Below are 14,657 nucleotides of genomic sequence, written 5' to 3' on the forward strand. Positions count from 1 at the left end.
AGAACAACACTCCATAAAACGTCGGGAACATCCTCACACAAAAACTGCCGGCTCCGACCAGCCTATGGCACTCGAACCCATGTCAAATCGGGCCTCGTCGGCCCCCGCCAGTCCCGCCTAACTCGCGTGTCCTCCAGTCGGACATCGCGAGTCGTCCAGTGGGACATCGCGAGTCGTACGTTCAGGTCGGGTGAGTCGTACGTTCCGGACCGGCGAGTCGTACGTTCCGGTCGGGCGTGTCATGCGTTGGGGACCGGCGTGTCATGCGTTCAGAGCCCGCGTGTCATGCGTTCGGGACGCGTGTGTCATGCGTTCGGGGCCGGTGTGTCATGCGTTGGGCCGGTGTGGGGTTAGAGGAGGTCTTCGCCCTTCAGGCGTTGGCGGAGGGTGTCCAGGCACCTGCCCCTCGTGGGGCCGATCGAGCCGCGGGGCATGGAGAGGGCTTCGGCTACCGCTCGGTAGTCCGCGCGGCCCGCCAGGACGGTGAGGCGGAGGAGTTCCTGGCACTTGCGCGTCATCTTGTTGAACGCTTGCCAGAGGCGGCGGTCGCGGTCGTCTCGCAGGGCTTCCGCTTCCGGTAGCCAGCGGTCGTCCGGCATGTCCAGGGCCGAGTCGGTGGAGAGGGCCGGGCGGCCGTTCTGGTCGCGCCACGCCCGTTGGGCTTCGCGGCGGGTCGCGACGATCAGCCAGCCGGCCACGGCTCGTGGTTCCTGGAGGCGGTCCAGGTGGCGGAGGAGGCTCAGCCAGACCGTCTGCACGACGTCCTCGGCGGTCGTCCGGTCCAGGCCGTTGCCGCGCGCCACGTGCCAGACCAGGGGGGTCAGCTCGGCCACCAGGGTGTTCAGGGCCTCGGTCGAACCCTCCCTGGCCGCCACGACCAGGGCGGCCTGGCGGTCGTGGGGCGAGGACTGCGCCATGATCGCCGCCACGCCCAGGTCGTCGGGGGCGGGGTCCTCCGGGATCGCCTCGGACAGCTCCGCCCGCAGGTGGTCCAGCCGGGGGTCCAGCTCGTCCGTCATCCCGTCCCCTTCCCGCGTCCCCGCACCCGTCGCTCCTCGTTGCCGACCTGCTCGGTGATCCGCGCCCTGGCCTCGGACACGTACCTGCGCACCGACTCGCGCCGGCAGCCCAGGACCTCGGCGATCTCGTCGTCGTCGAAGTCCCAGAACCGCAGCGCCAGGGCGGTGCGCAGGTGGTCCGGCAGGCCCGACACGGCCGCCAGGGTGCTGGTCAGCTCGTGCCACGTCTCGGCGTCCCGGTGGCGCTGCACCAGGACCCGGCACGCGCCGCGGACCTCGTCGGTCAGCTCGCTGGGCCTCTCCCACCGGCGCGCCTGGTCGACGAGCAGGTTGCGGATCACCTTCACCAGCCAAGCACGCCTCGACGTCGCCGTGATCACCGGCCAGTTCCGCCACGCGCTGACGAACGCCTCCTGCACCGCGGACTCGTGGTCCAGGTGCGGTGACATCACCGCCGCGAACCTGAACAGGCGCGTGCGCTCGCGGTGGTAGAAGTCGGTGAAGGTGGCTGCGTGGTCGTCGGGGTCTTCCGCCGTCACGAACCCTCCCCCCTCGTGGTCTGCGCCCGGCAACGGGTAGACGGGTGGGACCGCGGGTTGTGGAGGAAATCCGGTCAGACCTTCCTCTTGGCGAGGGAGCGCAGCAACCTGACCCACGGAGACCACCTGTTCGGGTGAACAGGTGGGTGGCCGGCGGCCCGCGCGGCGTTGTCCAGGAGGTCCTCGATCAGGGCGTCGTGCAGGTGGCGGATGCCCAGTGGCCAGGTCAGGCGGGTCCAGCCCCTGGTGCTGCCGACGAGGGTGTGGCGCAGGCCGCCGGGCACGGCTTCGAAGGTGTGCGTGCCGATCAGGCCGATGCTCGGGTCGAAGGCGAACTCGATCCGCTGGCCCGGGACGTAGCTGGTGCAGCGGTAGCGGACGAACGCGTGGCCGCCGGTCGCGCCCGGACCCAGGGGGCGGTCGAGGACGAGGGCCGGCCACGGGGGCGCCGGCCACAGCTCGGTGATGCGGTCGACCAGCCGGCCGGCGTTCGGGATGAGGCGCGTGTGGACGTTCCTGATCATGTTCCACCCTCCATACGGTGCCGTATGGTCCGGTAGCGTACGGAAGGGTGACGCGGAGGACGCCGGAGGACTGGACCGGGGTGGCGCTGCGGGCACTGGCCGAGGGAGGGGTCGCCGCGGTCGCGGTGGAACCGCTCGCGGCGCGGCTGGGCGCGACCAAGGGCAGCGCCTACTGGCACTTCCCGAACCGCGAAGCCCTGCTCAAGGCCACTCTGGAGCGCTGGGAGCGGGAGCACACCGAGGCGGTCATCGAGCTGGTGCGGGCGGTGGAGGGCCCAGCGGAGCGGCTGCGGCTGCTGTTCGGCACCGTGCTGGAGGCCGTCGAGCACAGCGCGGTCGAGCTGGCCGTGCTCGCGGCCAAGGATCACCCGGTCGTGGCGCCCGTGCTGGCCCGGGTCACCGCCCGGCGGGTCGACTACCTGGAGGGGATGCTCCGGGACCTGGGCTTCGCCGGGGACGTGGCGCGCCACCGGGCCGTCCTCGCCTACTCGATCTACCTGGGCCAGGCGCAGCTGCTGGCGGCCGCGCCGGAGGTGGTCGCGGCCCGGCGCGCGCTGCTGGAGGAGACGTTGGCCCTGGTGACGAGCCGTGGGTGACGGGTTCCGGTTCGCGGTGCGGGTCAAGCCCGGCGCCAAGCGGGAGGCCGTCGGCGGGCGGTGGGGCGACGGCGCGCTGGTCGTCGCGGTCGCCGCGCCGGCCGTGGAGGGCAAGGCGAACGAGGCCGTGCGCAAGGCGCTGGCCAGGGCTTTCGGCGTGCGGGCCCGGGACGTGGCGGTGGTGGCCGGCGAGCGCGGCCGGGACAAGGTCGTGCAGGTGGACCTCGCCCCGGCCACCGGCTCGGAGGTGCTGGAGCGGCTGCTAGGCGGCTAGCGCCCAGGCCGCGTGCGCCATCGCGTCGGCGTTGCGGTCCAGGGCGGTGGCGTTGACGTTGGCCGTGGTGTCGCAGGAGCGGTGGTAGCAGCGGTCGAACGCCTGGCCCGCGGTGCCGCCCCACTTCTGGGCCTGGGCGGCGGTCTTGGTGCCCTCGGCGCCGGTGAACGTGCCGCCGACCGGGATGCCCGCGCGGGCGAACGCCGCGTGGTCCGAACGACCGCCCACGCTGGTCAGCTCGGTCGGCACGCCCAGGGAGCCGAAGTAGCCCTGGAGGAGCTGCTGGAGCTGCGCCGACCCCGCCGGCTGGCCGGAGGCGCTGTAGACGAAGTAGCCGGGGTTCGGCGAACCGGTCATGTCGAAGTTCAGGTACGCCTTGATGCGCGACCGGTCCGTTGTGGACAACGAGTTGACGTAGTGCGTGGAGCCGACCAGGCCCAGCTCCTCGGCGCCCCACCAGGCGAAGCGCAGGCGCTTGCTCGGCTGGAAGCCGGTGGACCGGACGGCGAGGGCGACCTCCAGCAGGCTCACGGAGCCGGTGCCGTTGTCGTTGATGCCCGGACCCGAGGTGACGCTGTCCACGTGCCCGCCGAGCATGACGACGGCGTTCGCGTCGCCGGCGGGCCAGTCCGCGATCAGGTTGTAGCCGGTGGCGCCGTTGCGGCTGAACGACTGGAGCCGCGTGGTGTAGCCGGCGGCGTCCAACTTGGACTTGATCCAGTTCACCGAGGCGAGGTGGCCGGGCCTGCCGTGCGCCCGGTTGCCGCCGTTGGCGGTGGCGATGGCCTGGAGCTGGTCGAGGTCGGCCTGGAGGGCGGCGACCGGGATGTCGGGACCGGCCGGGGCGGCGGTGGCCGGGCCCGAGCCGAGGAGCGCGCCGGCGGTGGCCAGCACGACGGGGATCGTTCGCAGTCTCACGTTTTCTCCCGCAGGGTGTGGAGGTCCTCCTACCGTGCCCGGGCGGGTGCGGTCGCCGGTAGCGTCGTTCGGCTGGTGCCGGATTAGTCCAGATCGGCGGCACCGGGGAGAATGGCGGCGACGTGCGACGACAGGAGGTCGAGTGGGTGGTGTGACGGCGTTCCTCGGCATCGCCGCCGCGGTGCTCCTGCTCTCGGTCATCGCGGTGCGGTTGTCCATCCGGCTCGGCCTGCCGTCGCTCCTGCTCTACCTCGGCATCGGCGTGCTGCTGGGCGAGTCGGTGCTGGGCATCGAGTTCGAGGACGCGGACCTCACCCGGTCGCTCGGCACGGCCGCGCTCGTGCTGATCCTCACCGAGGGCGGGCTGACCACGCGGTGGCGCGACGTGCGGCCGGCGCTGGGGCTGGGCGTGGCACTGTCCACAGTGTCCGTCGGGGTCAGCATCGCGGTCACGGGGTTCGGGCTGCACTTCCTGCTGGACATGGACTGGCGCACGGCCCTGCTGTGGGGCGCGGTGCTGTCGTCCACGGACGCGGCGGCGGTGTTCAGCGTGCTGCGCGGGGTGGGGGTGGGCAAGAGGCTCATCGGGCCGCTGGAGCTGGAGTCCGGCATCAACGACGCGCCGGTCTACATCGCCGTCGTGCTGCTGGCGGCGCCCGACCCGATCACCTGGACCGCGCCGCTGCTGATGCTCTACGAACTGGTCGCGGGCTGCGTGATCGGTGTGGCGCTGGGGTGGCTGGGCGGCGTGGGGCTGCGCCGGGCGGCACTGCCCGCGACCGGCCTGTACCCGCTGGCCACGGTGGCGGTGTGCGTGCTGGCGTACACGGCGGGCGACCTCGCGCACGCATCCGGGTTCCTCGCGGTGTACATCTCGGCGCTGGTGCTCGGCAACGCGCGGCTGCCGCACCGGTCGGACACGCTGTCGTTCGCCGAGGGGCTGGGGTGGCTGTCCCAGATCGGGCTGTTCGTGCTGCTCGGGCTGTACGCCTCACCCGGTCGGCTGCTCGACGCGGTGGTGCCGGCGCTGGTGGCGGGCGTGGTGCTGGTGCTGGTGGCGCGGCCGCTGTCGGTGCTGTGCGCGGCGCTGCCGTTCCGGGTGCCGTGGCGGGAGCAGGTGTTCATCTCGTGGTCGGGGCTGCGCGGGGCGGTGCCGATCGTGTTCGCGCTGATACCGCTGATCCAGGGGGTGCCGGGGGCGCAGCGGCTGGTGGACGCGGTGTTCGTGCTGGTCGTCGTGCTGACGGTGGTGCAGGGGACGACGCTGCCGTGGCTGGCGAAGTGGCTGAAGCTGGTCCGGACGGGTGAGGCGCGGGAGGTGCAGGTCGACTCGTCGGCGCTGGACTCGCTGGGGGCGGAGCTGCTCCAGGTGCGCATCCAGCGGGGGTCCAAGCTGCACGGCGTGTACCTGTCCGAGCTGCGGTTGCCGCCGGGGTCGTCGGTGAGCCTGGTGGTGCGGGACGAGAAGGGGTTCACGCCCCAGCCGACCACGCGGTTGCAGGAGCACGACCAGTTGCTGGTGGTGTGCACGGACACCGCGCGCACGGCCACCGAGCAGCGCATCCGGGCGGTGGACCGGGCCGGGCGGTTCGCCCGCTGGAAGGGCGACGCCGGCCTCCCCTGACCGCGCGAGTCGTACGTTCCGGTCGACCGTGTCGTACGTCCAGGACCCCCGAGTTCAGCGTTCAGGCACCCATGTGGTGACGCGAACGCTGAACTCGGGGGTCCTGAGCGTTCGACACGATGGTCCTGAACGTACGACTCGCGCGTTCCGAACGTACGACTCGCGCGGTCTCAGGATTTGGGCGGGGTGGTGGGAGGGTGGGGAGGCGGTTACGGTGGTGGGGAAGGTCATGAGTGCCAGCGCCAAGCCCGAGCTCGCTGGCCGGCAACCCTCCTCACCGCGGTGGGGTGCCCTCGGTGAGGACCTGGTCGCGCGCGTCGGGCGTGCGGCAAGCGCGGGCCTCCGGTGGGGTCCCGGAACTCCTGGAGGGTGTCGTGACCGTTGCCGTTTCCCCTTTCGTCGGTGTGGCGCTGCCCCGGACGGTGGGCGCCTCGCTCAAGGTGCCGGTGCTGACGGGCGAGCGGGTCGAGTACGCGAACCTGGACCACGCGGCCAGCGCGCCGTGCCTGGAGCAGGTGCGGGACGCCGTGGACGAGCTGCTGCCCTGGTACGCGAGCGTGCACCGCGGGGCCGGGTTCGCGTCGCAGGTGACCACCAGGGTGTACGAGCAGGCGCGGGAGGCCGTGCGGCGGTTCCTGGGCGCCCGGTCCAACGACGCGGTGGTGTTCACGCGCAACACCACCGACGCGCTGAACCTGCTGGCCAGGAGCCTGCCGAAGCGGACGGCGGTGGTGCTGTTCGACACCGAGCACCACGCGGCGCTGCTGCCGTGGCGCGGGCCGCACGTGCGGCGGCTGCGGACGCCCGGTGACCCGGCCGCGGTGGTGCCGGCGCTGGACCGGGCGCTGCGCGAGGCGCCGGTCGGGCCGCGCCTGGTGGTGGTGACCGGGGCGTCGAACGTCACCGGCGAGGTGTGGCCGGTGGCCGAGGTGGTGCGGGTGGCCCGCCACCACGGCGCGCGCATCGCGCTGGACGCCGCCCAGCTCGCGCCGCACCGGCCCGTGGACCTGCGCGCGCTCGACGTCGACTACGCCGTGGTGTCCGGGCACAAGTTGTACGCCCCGTTCGGCGCGGGCGCGCTGGTCGGCCGGTCCGACTGGCTCCAGGCCGCCGAGCCGTACCTGGTGGGCGGCGGCGCCACGGCCCGCGTCACCGACCACGGCGACCGGCTGGGCGTGGCCTGGTCGAACGGGCCCGAGCGGCACGAGGCGGGCACCCCGAACGTGGTGGGCGTGCACGCCCTGGCCACCGCCTGCGACGTGCTGGGCCGCAGCTGGGCGCAGACGCGGGAGCACGAGCGGGTGCTGCTGGAGCGGCTGCGCGAGGGCCTGCGGTCGGTGCCCGGCGTGACGGAGCTGTCGCTGTTCGGGGCCGGGCACGACCGGGTGGGCGTGGTCGGTTTCACGGTGGGCTCGCAGGACGTCGGCTACCTGGCGGCGGCGCTGTCCGCCGAGCACGGCATCGGCGTGCGCGACGGCGCGTTCTGCGCCCACGTGGCCGTCCAGCGGCTGGCCGGCGGGCGCGCGTTGCGGGCCTCGATCGGGCTGGGCACCACCGCGGAGCACGTCGACCGGCTGGTCGAGGCGCTGCGCAAGCTGGTCACCGAGGGCTCGCGGTTCGCGTACGAGGTGCGGGACGGCCGGTGGGCGCCGGTCGACGACGTGCGCCCGCTCCCGCCGTTCCTGCGCTGACGGGGATGCTGGACAATGGGGCAGGTGAGCACTGAGCCCAACACCGAGCCCGACGCCGCGGACCAACCGGAGGCGCCGCTGCCCAAGCGCCGCGTCGCCCTGCTGGCCGTCATCGCGCCGCTCGTGCTGGCGCTCGACCTGGTCACCAAGGTCATCGCGGTGGACCGGCTGGAGGGCCGCGACCCGGTCGAGCTGTTCGGCGGCCTGCTCTACCTGCCGCTGATCCGCAACACCGGCGCGGCGTTCGGCCTGGCCGAGGGCTGGACGGTGATCCTCGCGCTGATCGCGTGCAGCGTGGTCGGCTTCATCCTGTGGATCGCCCGCCGGCTGCGGTCGGTCGGCTGGGCCATCGGCCTCGGCCTCATCCTGGGCGGCGCGACGGGCAACCTGGTCGACCGCATCTTCCGCGCGCCCGGCCCGCTGCGCGGCGGCGTGGTCGACTTCATCTCGGTGCTCGACCCGTGGGGCAACTTCTTCCCCGTGTTCAACCTGGCCGACTCGGCCATCTGCGTGGGCGGCGGCGTGATCGTGCTGATGGCCCTGCTCCAGCGCGACTACGACGGCACCAAGGTGGAGAAGAAGAAGTGAGCGGCTACCGCAACCTGCCCGTGCCGGACGGCCTGGACGGCATGCGCGTGGACGCGGGCCTGGCCAAGCTCCTGGGCCTGTCGCGCACCGCGGTGGCGGCGCTGACCGAGTCGGGCGACGTGGCGCTGGACGGCCGGCCGGCGGGCAAGTCGGACCGCCTGGTCGCGGGCGCGCTGCTGGAGGTCACCCTCCCCGAGCCCGAGCGCCCGGTGCAGGTGCAGGCCGTGCCCGTGGAGGGCCTGGTGGTCCTGCACGAGGACGATGACGTGATCGTGGTCGACAAGCCCGTGGGCGTGGCCGTGCACCCGAGCCCCGGCTGGACCGGGCCGACGGTGGTGGGCGGCCTGGCCGCGGCGGGCATCCGGATCGCCACCTCCGGCGCCGCCGAGCGGCAGGGCGTGGTGCACCGGCTGGACGTCGGCACGACCGGCGTGATGGTGGTCGCCAAGAGCGAGAGCGCCTACTCCGCCCTGAAGCACGCCTTCAAGGAGCGGACCGTCGAGAAGCTGTACCACGCGCTGGTGCAGGGCCACCCGGACCCGATCAAGGGCACCGTCGACGCGCCCATCGACCGGCACCCGAAGCACGACTACAAGTTCGCCGTGGTGGCCGGCGGCAAGCCCAGCGTCACGCACTACGAGGTGGTCGAGGCGTTCCGGGCCGCGTCGCTGCTGGACGTGCACCTGGAGACCGGCCGCACGCACCAGATCCGCGTGCACTTCTCGGCGCTGCGCCACCCGTGCGTCGGCGACCTCACCTACGGGGCCGACCCGGTGCTGGCCAAGCGCCTCGGCCTCACCCGGCAGTGGCTGCACGCCCGCACGCTGGGCTTCCACCACCCGGCCGACGGCCAGTGGGTGGAGTTCACCAGCGAGTACCCGGAAGACCTGGCGAACGCCCTGGAGTTGCTCCGCGTCGAAAGTCACTGAATCGACGTGACCTGAACCATATCGCTGTTCCCCGGTTGCTTCGTCTTGCGAAGCTTTTACCAACAGAACTGGGGGACAGACAGCCATGGACAACAAGGCCCGCCTAGTGGCCCTCCTGGGCACCCTGTGCTGCCTGGGACCGCTCTCCATCGACGCCTACCTGCCCGCGTTCCCGGAGATGGCCCGGGAGTTCGGGACGAGCGAGTCGCAGGTCCAGCTCTCGCTGACCACCTTCATCATCGGCATGTCCCTCGGGCAGCTGCTGGTCGGACCGCTGTCCGACTCGTGGGGCCGGCGGCGACCGCTGCTGGTGGGCATCGGCAGCTACGTCGTCATCTCGCTGGTGTGCGCCACGGCGCCGAGCGCGCTCGCCTTCTCCGGGCTGCGGCTGCTCCAGGGGCTCGGCGTGGCGGCCGGGTTCGTGGTGGCCCTGGCGGTGGCCCGCGACCGGTTCGAGGGCCTGGCCATGGCCCGCTTCATGTCACTGCTGATGCTGGTCAACGGCATGGGCCCGGTGCTGGCGCCGGTGCTGGGCGGGCAGCTCCTGCGGTTCACCAGCTGGCGCGGCACGTTCGTCGCGCTGGCCCTGATCGCGTTCGTGCTGCTGCTCCTGCTGGCGTTCGGCCTGCCGGAGACGCTGCCGAAGGACAAGCGCCGGCCCGCGAACCTGGCGCTGACCCTCCGGGTGTTCGGCGGACTGCTGGCCGACCGGAAGTTCCTCGGCTACGCGCTGGCGTCGGCCCTGGCGCTGGGCTCGCTGTTCGCCTACGTCTCGGGCGCCTCGTTCGTGCTCCAGGGCGTGTTCGGGCTGACGCCGCAGCAGTTCAGCTACGTCTTCGGCGCGAACTCGGTGGCGATCTTCCTGGCGGGCCTGCTCAACACGCGGCTGACCGGCCGGGTCATGCCGCGGCCGCTGCTGCGGGCCGGCCTGGCGGGCGCGGCGGTCGGCGGTGTCGGGCTGGTCGTCGGCGCGCTGGTCGGCGGCGGCCTGGCGACGTTCCTGCCGCCCCTGTTCGTGCTCACCATCAGCGTCGGGCTGCTCATGCCCAACGCGTCCACGCTGGCCATGGCGCGGCACCCGGAGGCCGCGGGCAGCGCGTCGGCGGTGCTGGGCGTGCTGACGTTCCTGATCGGCGGGCTGATGGCGCCGCTGGTCGGCGCGGGCGGGTCCGGGAGCCTGCTGCCGATGGTGGTCGTGATGGGGTCGGCGGCGGTGCTGGCCGGGGTGCTGTTCGCGGTCCTGACCAGGGGCGACGTGGGCATCACCCGGGACGACGCGGGTGACGGCGGCGCGCCGGCCGCGGTGCCCGCGCACTAGTCGTCGATCGTCCAGACCAGCGTGTTCAGGTCGGGCTCCGGGCGGGCGCTCCAGCGGACCGAGAAGATCCCCGTCTCCTCGGGCAGCACGTAGACGGTGTGCCCGCCCGCCGTCTCGCCCGGCTGCACGCCGATCTTGTGCGGCGGCCGGGACGACAGCGACACCGGCGCCTTGGTGACCGTCTCGCCGGTCGTGGTCATCAGCACCAGGTACATGTCCGGCAGCGCGTTGAACGGGACCTTGCCGGTGTTGGCCAGCTCGGTGTGCACGACCACGGCCCGCTCGCCGGGCGCGAGCTTGTAGCCCGCCGCGGTGAACAGGAAGTCGGCCGGGTCCACCACCTCGACGAGCTGGATGGTGAACCGGGCGCCCTCCAGGCCCTCGGTCGCCAGGGTGCTGCCGATCTTGCCGGTGCGGGAGCGCGGCGCGGGCTGCTGGTCGCCCCGCGCCCACCCGGAGGTGCCGGGCACGCCCCACGTGCTCATCGGCTCCGGCACCGGGACGGGACCCGACTGGGGCTGGGCCGGGAACGGCTGGCTGGGCGGGCCCTGGGCGGGCGTGTACGGGGGGTAGGGCCCGGACGGCGTGCCGCGCGCCGCGCCCTGCTGCGGGTACGGGCCGCTGGGCGTGCCGCGGACCTGGCCGGAGGGCTGCTGGCCGGAGCCGCCGGGGCCGGTGTAGCTGCCCCAGGCCACGCTGTTGGCCAGGGCCGTCCGGATGCCGTTCGGGTCGCACTCCACGCCGACCAGCAGGGGCAGCCCGCTGCCGGACAGGGTGATGAGCCGGGTCGCCGCCTCGCGGGGGTCCATGCCCAGCTTCGCCGCCAGCTCGTGGACCGCCGCCCGGCCCGATTCGGCGAGCAGCGCGAGCAGACGTGCGTCGACGGGATCCGGCGTTACCACACCTCCGAACGCTACCCGCCCACCGTGATCTCCGCGCCATCGGCCCGTCGAGTGGTGGCCGCCGACACGGTCGGACTAGTGTGCGACGGGCGGTGGCGCGCCCGTTCCGCCACCCGAGTTCCGTGCGGGTCCGCAAGGGGGTTCTGGCGTGGCTGACTCGTTCGTGCACCTCCACGTGCACACCGAGTACTCGATGCTCGACGGCGCGGCGAAGCTGAAGGACATGTTCGCCGAGTGCGAGCGGATGGGCATGCCCGCCGCCGCGATCACCGACCACGGCAACATGTACGGCGCCTACGACTTCTTCAAGCAGGCGACCGCCGCCGGGGTCAAGCCGGTCATCGGCATCGAGGCCTACATGGCGCCCGACTCCCGCTTCAACAAGCAGCGCGTGCTGTGGGGCGACCCCGGCCAGAAGTCCGACGACGTCTCCGCCAGCGGCGCGTACACGCACCAGACCATCTGGGCCCGCACCAACGAGGGCCTGCACAACCTGATGAAGGTCTCCAGCCGGGCCTCCACCGAGGGCCAGCTCGGCAAGTGGCCGCGGATGGACTCCGAGCTGATCGCCGAGCACTCGGCGGGCCTGATGGCGACCACCGGCTGCCCGTCCGGCGAGGTGCAGACGCGGCTGCGGCTCGGCCACGAGCGGGAGGCCCTGGAGGCCGCCGCCAAGTGGCGCGACATCTACGGCGCGGACAACTTCTTCGTCGAGCTGATGGACCACGGCATCGAGATCGAGCGCCGGGTCCGCGACGGCCTGCTCGTCATCGCCAAGAAGCTCGCCATCCCGTTCGTCGTCACCAACGACTCGCACTACACCTACGCCGAGGACCGCGAGGCGCACGAGGCGCTGCTGTGCGTGCAGACCGGCAAGACGCTCCAGGACCCGAACCGGTTCAAGTTCGACGGCACCGGCTACTACCTGAAGTCGCCGGAGGAGATGCGCGCGATCGACTCGTCCGACGCCTGGCAGGAGGGGTGCCGCAACACCCTGCTGGTCGCCGAGAAGGTCGACACGACCGGCATGTTCGCCTTCCAGAACCTGATGCCGCGCTACCCGGTCCCGGACGGCAAGACCGAGGCGGACTACTTCCGCGAAGAGGTCTGGGCGGGCATGCGCCGCCGGTTCCCGGACGGCGTCGACGAGGTCCACACCCGGCAGGTGGAGTTCGAGATCGACGTCATCCTCCAGATGGGCTTCCCGTCCTACTTCCTGGTGGTCGCCGACTTCATCAACTGGGCCAAGGCCAACGGCATCCGGGTCGGCCCCGGCCGAGGCTCGGCCGCGGGCGCGCTCATCGCCTACGCGATGGGCATCACCGACCTCGACCCGCTGGCCCACGGCCTGATCTTCGAGCGGTTCCTCAACCCGGACCGCGTCAGCCCGCCCGACATCGACATCGACTTCGACGAGCGCCGGCGCGGCGACGTGATCCGGTACGTCACCGAGAAGTGGGGCACCGACAAGGTCGCCCAGGTGATCACGTTCGGCACCATCAAGGCGAAGGCGGCGATCAAGGACTCCGCCCGCGTGCTGTACGGCCAGCCGGGCTACGCGGTGGCCGACCGCATCTCCAAGGCCATGCCGCCCGCCGTGATGGGCAAGGACATCCCGCTGTCGGGCATCTTCGACCCGCAGCACAAGCGGTACGCGGAGGCATCCGAGGTCCGCTCGCTCTACGAGACGGACCCGCAGGTCAAGGAGATCATCGACACCGGCCGCGGCCTGGAGGGCCTGATCCGCAACGCGGGCGTGCACGCCTGCGCGGTGATCATGTCCGCGGAGCCGCTGACGGACCACATCCCGGTGTGGATGCGGCCCCAGGACGGTTCGATCATCACGCAGTTCGACTACCCGACCTGCGAGACGCTCGGCTTGCTGAAGATGGACTTCCTGGGCCTGAGCAACCTGACCACCATCGACGACGCCCTGAAGAACATCGCGCTCAACGGCAAGGGCGACGTCGACATCACGCAGGTCCCGCTGGACGACCGGAAGGCCTACGAGCTGCTCGGCCGCGGCGACACGCTGGGCGTGTTCCAGCTCGACGGCGGGGCGCTGCGCGACCTGCTGCGGCTGATGCGCCCGGACAACTTCGAGGACGTCTCCGCCGTCATCGCCCTGTACCGGCCGGGCCCGATGGGCGCGAACTCGCACACGAACTACGCGCTGCGCAAGAACAAGCAGCAGGAGATCGTGCCGATCCACCCGGAGCTGGAAGAGCCCCTGGCCGACATCCTGGACACGACCTACGGCCTGATCGTGTACCAGGAGCAGGTCATGGCCATCGCGCGGAAGGTCGCGGGCTACACGCTGGCCCAAGCGGACCTGCTGCGCCGCGCGATGGGCAAGAAGAAGAAGGAGATCCTGGACAAGGAGTTCGCCGGCTTCGAGAAGGGCATGCTGGACAACGGCTACTCGCCGGAGGCCATCAAGACCCTGTGGGACATCCTGGTCCCGTTCGCGGACTACGCGTTCAACAAGGCGCACTCCGCCGCGTACGGCCTGATCGCGTACTGGACCGCGTACCTCAAGGCGAACTACCCGGGCGAGTACATGGCCGCCCTGCTCACCACGAACTCGGACAACAAGGACAAGTCGGCGATCTACCTCGCCGAGTGCCGGCGCATGGGCATCACGGTGCTGCCGCCGGACGTCAACGAGTCCGAGCGCGAGTTCGTCGCGGTCGGCGACGACATCCGGTTCGGCCTGGGCGCGATCCGCAACGTCGGCGCGAACGTGGTCGACGCGATCATCAAGGCCCGCAAGGAGAAGGGCCGGTTCACCGACTTCTCCGACTTCCTGCGCAAGGTCGACGCCACGGTCTGCAACAAGAAGGTCGTGGAATCGCTGATCAAGGCGGGCGCCTTCGACTCGCTCGGCCACCCGCGCAAGGGCCTGCACATGGTCCACGTCGAGGCGGTCGACGCGATCATGCTGACGAAGAAGGAGGAGGCGCGCGGCCAGTTCGACCTGTTCGGCGACGGTGGCGGCGACGACGGCGTCGGCGGCGTGTTCGACGTCAAGATCCCCGACGAGCACTGGGAGTCCAAGCACCAGCTGACCCTGGAGCGGGAGATGCTGGGCCTGTACGTGTCCGGCCACCCGCTCAACGGCGTGGAGCAGGTGCTGGAGTCCTATTCGGACGCCTCGATCGCGCGGATCCTGGAAGGCGACGTGCCGGACGGCACGCAGGTCACCCTGGGCGGCATCCTCGCCTCGGTGACCAGGCGGGTGAACAAGAACGGCGAGCCGTGGGCCTCGGCGCAGCTGGAGGACCTGGCCGGTGGCATCGAGGTGCTGTTCTTCCCCAAGAGCTACGTGGTGCACGGCATGTCGGTCGCGGAGGACGCGATCGTGCTGGTCAAGGCGCGGGTGGCGAAGCGGGAGGACCGGATCTCGCTGATCGCCAACGACCTGGTCGTGCCGGACCTGTCGGAGCTGGGTTCCCAGGCGCTGAAGCTGAAGGTGTCCGCGTCGCGGTGCGACCCGAAGCTGGTGACGTCGCTCAAGGAGGTCCTGCGGGCGCACCCCGGCACCACCGAGGTCCACCTGAACCTGATCATCAACAGCAGCCGCAACACGCTGCTGAAGCTGGACGACGCGCTCCGGGTGAGCCCGACTCCTTCCCTGATGGGCGATTTGAAGGCATTGCTGGGACCGGGGTGCTTGGGCTGATCGGGTGATACCTGCCCTCCACGGGGACAAGATCGGTACCCGGATCGTTGGGT

General features: G+C 71.7%; 13 protein-coding genes and 1 riboswitch. Of the genes, 8 read left to right on the top strand and 5 right to left on the bottom strand.

Going from position 1 to position 14,657, the window contains the following annotated elements; translation table 11 throughout:
• Positions 1-350: 350 nt before the first annotated feature.
• From ACFV4N_RS05770 to ACFV4N_RS05780, 3 genes are all read right to left on the bottom strand, one after another.
• Positions 351-917, bottom strand: coding sequence for an RNA polymerase sigma factor (locus ACFV4N_RS05770; protein WP_499671408.1), 567 nt, complete (start codon positions 915-917; stop codon positions 351-353).
• A gap of 98 nt (positions 918-1,015) precedes the next feature.
• Complete coding sequence (locus tag ACFV4N_RS05775; RefSeq protein WP_499671337.1) at positions 1,016-1,558, bottom strand: RNA polymerase sigma factor; 543 nt, start codon at positions 1,556-1,558, stop codon at positions 1,016-1,018.
• Positions 1,559-1,632: 74 nt separating this feature from the next.
• Positions 1,633-2,082 (bottom strand): SRPBCC family protein, encoded by a 450-nt coding sequence (locus tag ACFV4N_RS05780; RefSeq protein ID WP_499671338.1) that lies wholly within the window; start codon positions 2,080-2,082, stop codon positions 1,633-1,635.
• Between the two features lie 47 nt (positions 2,083-2,129).
• Between ACFV4N_RS05780 and ACFV4N_RS05785 the strand changes: the two genes are divergently transcribed.
• Both ACFV4N_RS05785 and ACFV4N_RS05790 read left to right on the top strand, forming a co-directional pair.
• Entirely contained in the window at positions 2,130-2,678 is a 549-nt protein-coding gene (locus ACFV4N_RS05785; RefSeq protein WP_499671339.1) for a TetR/AcrR family transcriptional regulator, read from the top strand.
• On the top strand, positions 2,671-2,952 hold the full coding sequence (locus ACFV4N_RS05790) for a DUF167 domain-containing protein (protein WP_499671340.1): 282 nt from the start codon (positions 2,671-2,673) through the stop codon (positions 2,950-2,952). The genes ACFV4N_RS05785 and ACFV4N_RS05790 overlap by 8 nt, the downstream gene beginning before the upstream one ends.
• Here the strand turns inward: ACFV4N_RS05790 and ACFV4N_RS05795 are convergent.
• On the bottom strand, positions 2,941-3,870 hold the full coding sequence (locus tag ACFV4N_RS05795; RefSeq protein ID WP_499671341.1) for a M28 family metallopeptidase: 930 nt from the start codon (positions 3,868-3,870) through the stop codon (positions 2,941-2,943). The genes ACFV4N_RS05790 and ACFV4N_RS05795 overlap by 12 nt on opposite strands.
• A gap of 151 nt (positions 3,871-4,021) precedes the next feature.
• Between ACFV4N_RS05795 and ACFV4N_RS05800 the strand changes: the two genes are divergently transcribed.
• From ACFV4N_RS05800 to ACFV4N_RS05820, 5 genes are all read left to right on the top strand, one after another.
• The gene (locus ACFV4N_RS05800; protein ID WP_499671409.1) at positions 4,022-5,494 is read left to right on the top strand and encodes a potassium/proton antiporter; all 1,473 of its coding nucleotides are present in this window, start codon (positions 4,022-4,024) and stop codon (positions 5,492-5,494) included.
• A gap of 225 nt (positions 5,495-5,719) precedes the next feature.
• A riboswitch (SAM riboswitch) is annotated at positions 5,720-5,835 on the top strand.
• A 33-nt stretch (positions 5,836-5,868) separates the two neighbouring features.
• Positions 5,869-7,185 (top strand): aminotransferase class V-fold PLP-dependent enzyme, encoded by a 1,317-nt coding sequence (locus ACFV4N_RS05805; protein ID WP_499671342.1) that lies wholly within the window; start codon positions 5,869-5,871, stop codon positions 7,183-7,185.
• A gap of 24 nt (positions 7,186-7,209) precedes the next feature.
• Positions 7,210-7,773, top strand: coding sequence for a signal peptidase II (gene lspA / locus ACFV4N_RS05810; protein WP_499671343.1), 564 nt, complete (start codon positions 7,210-7,212; stop codon positions 7,771-7,773).
• Between the two features lie 41 nt (positions 7,774-7,814).
• Positions 7,815-8,702, top strand: a complete 888-nt coding sequence (locus tag ACFV4N_RS05815; protein ID WP_499671410.1) for an RluA family pseudouridine synthase — start codon at positions 7,815-7,817, stop codon at positions 8,700-8,702.
• 85 nt (positions 8,703-8,787) lie between these two features.
• Entirely contained in the window at positions 8,788-10,020 is a 1,233-nt protein-coding gene (locus ACFV4N_RS05820) for a multidrug effflux MFS transporter (RefSeq protein WP_499671344.1), read from the top strand.
• Here the strand turns inward: ACFV4N_RS05820 and ACFV4N_RS05825 are convergent.
• Positions 10,017-10,922 carry an Lrp/AsnC family transcriptional regulator gene (locus tag ACFV4N_RS05825; RefSeq protein ID WP_499671345.1) on the bottom strand — a complete coding sequence of 302 codons (906 nt, stop codon included), beginning with the start codon at positions 10,920-10,922 and terminating at the stop codon, positions 10,017-10,019. The genes ACFV4N_RS05820 and ACFV4N_RS05825 overlap by 4 nt on opposite strands.
• Positions 10,923-11,070: 148 nt before the next feature.
• Here ACFV4N_RS05825 and dnaE point away from each other — a divergent pair, with 148 nt between their 5' ends.
• Complete coding sequence (dnaE, locus tag ACFV4N_RS05830; protein WP_499671346.1) at positions 11,071-14,604, top strand: DNA polymerase III subunit alpha; 3,534 nt, start codon at positions 11,071-11,073, stop codon at positions 14,602-14,604.
• The last annotated feature ends 53 nt before the right edge of the window (positions 14,605-14,657 follow it).

The organism is Actinosynnema sp. NPDC059797 (assembly GCF_042732085.1).
GTDB lineage: Bacteria > Actinomycetota > Actinomycetes > Mycobacteriales > Pseudonocardiaceae > Actinosynnema.

Excerpts from the sequence above, each read along its gene's own strand:
- ACFV4N_RS05770 (WP_499671408.1), bottom strand. The coding sequence starts at position 917 with ATGGCGCAGTCCTCGCCCCACGACCGCCAGGCCGCCCTGGTCGTGGCG.
- ACFV4N_RS05780 (WP_499671338.1), bottom strand. The coding sequence starts at position 2,082 with ATGATCAGGAACGTCCACACGCGCCTCATCCCGAACGCCGGCCGGCTG.
- ACFV4N_RS05815 (WP_499671410.1), top strand. The coding sequence starts at position 7,815 with ATGCGCGTGGACGCGGGCCTGGCCAAGCTCCTGGGCCTGTCGCGCACC.
- ACFV4N_RS05820 (WP_499671344.1), top strand. The coding sequence starts at position 8,788 with ATGGACAACAAGGCCCGCCTAGTGGCCCTCCTGGGCACCCTGTGCTGC.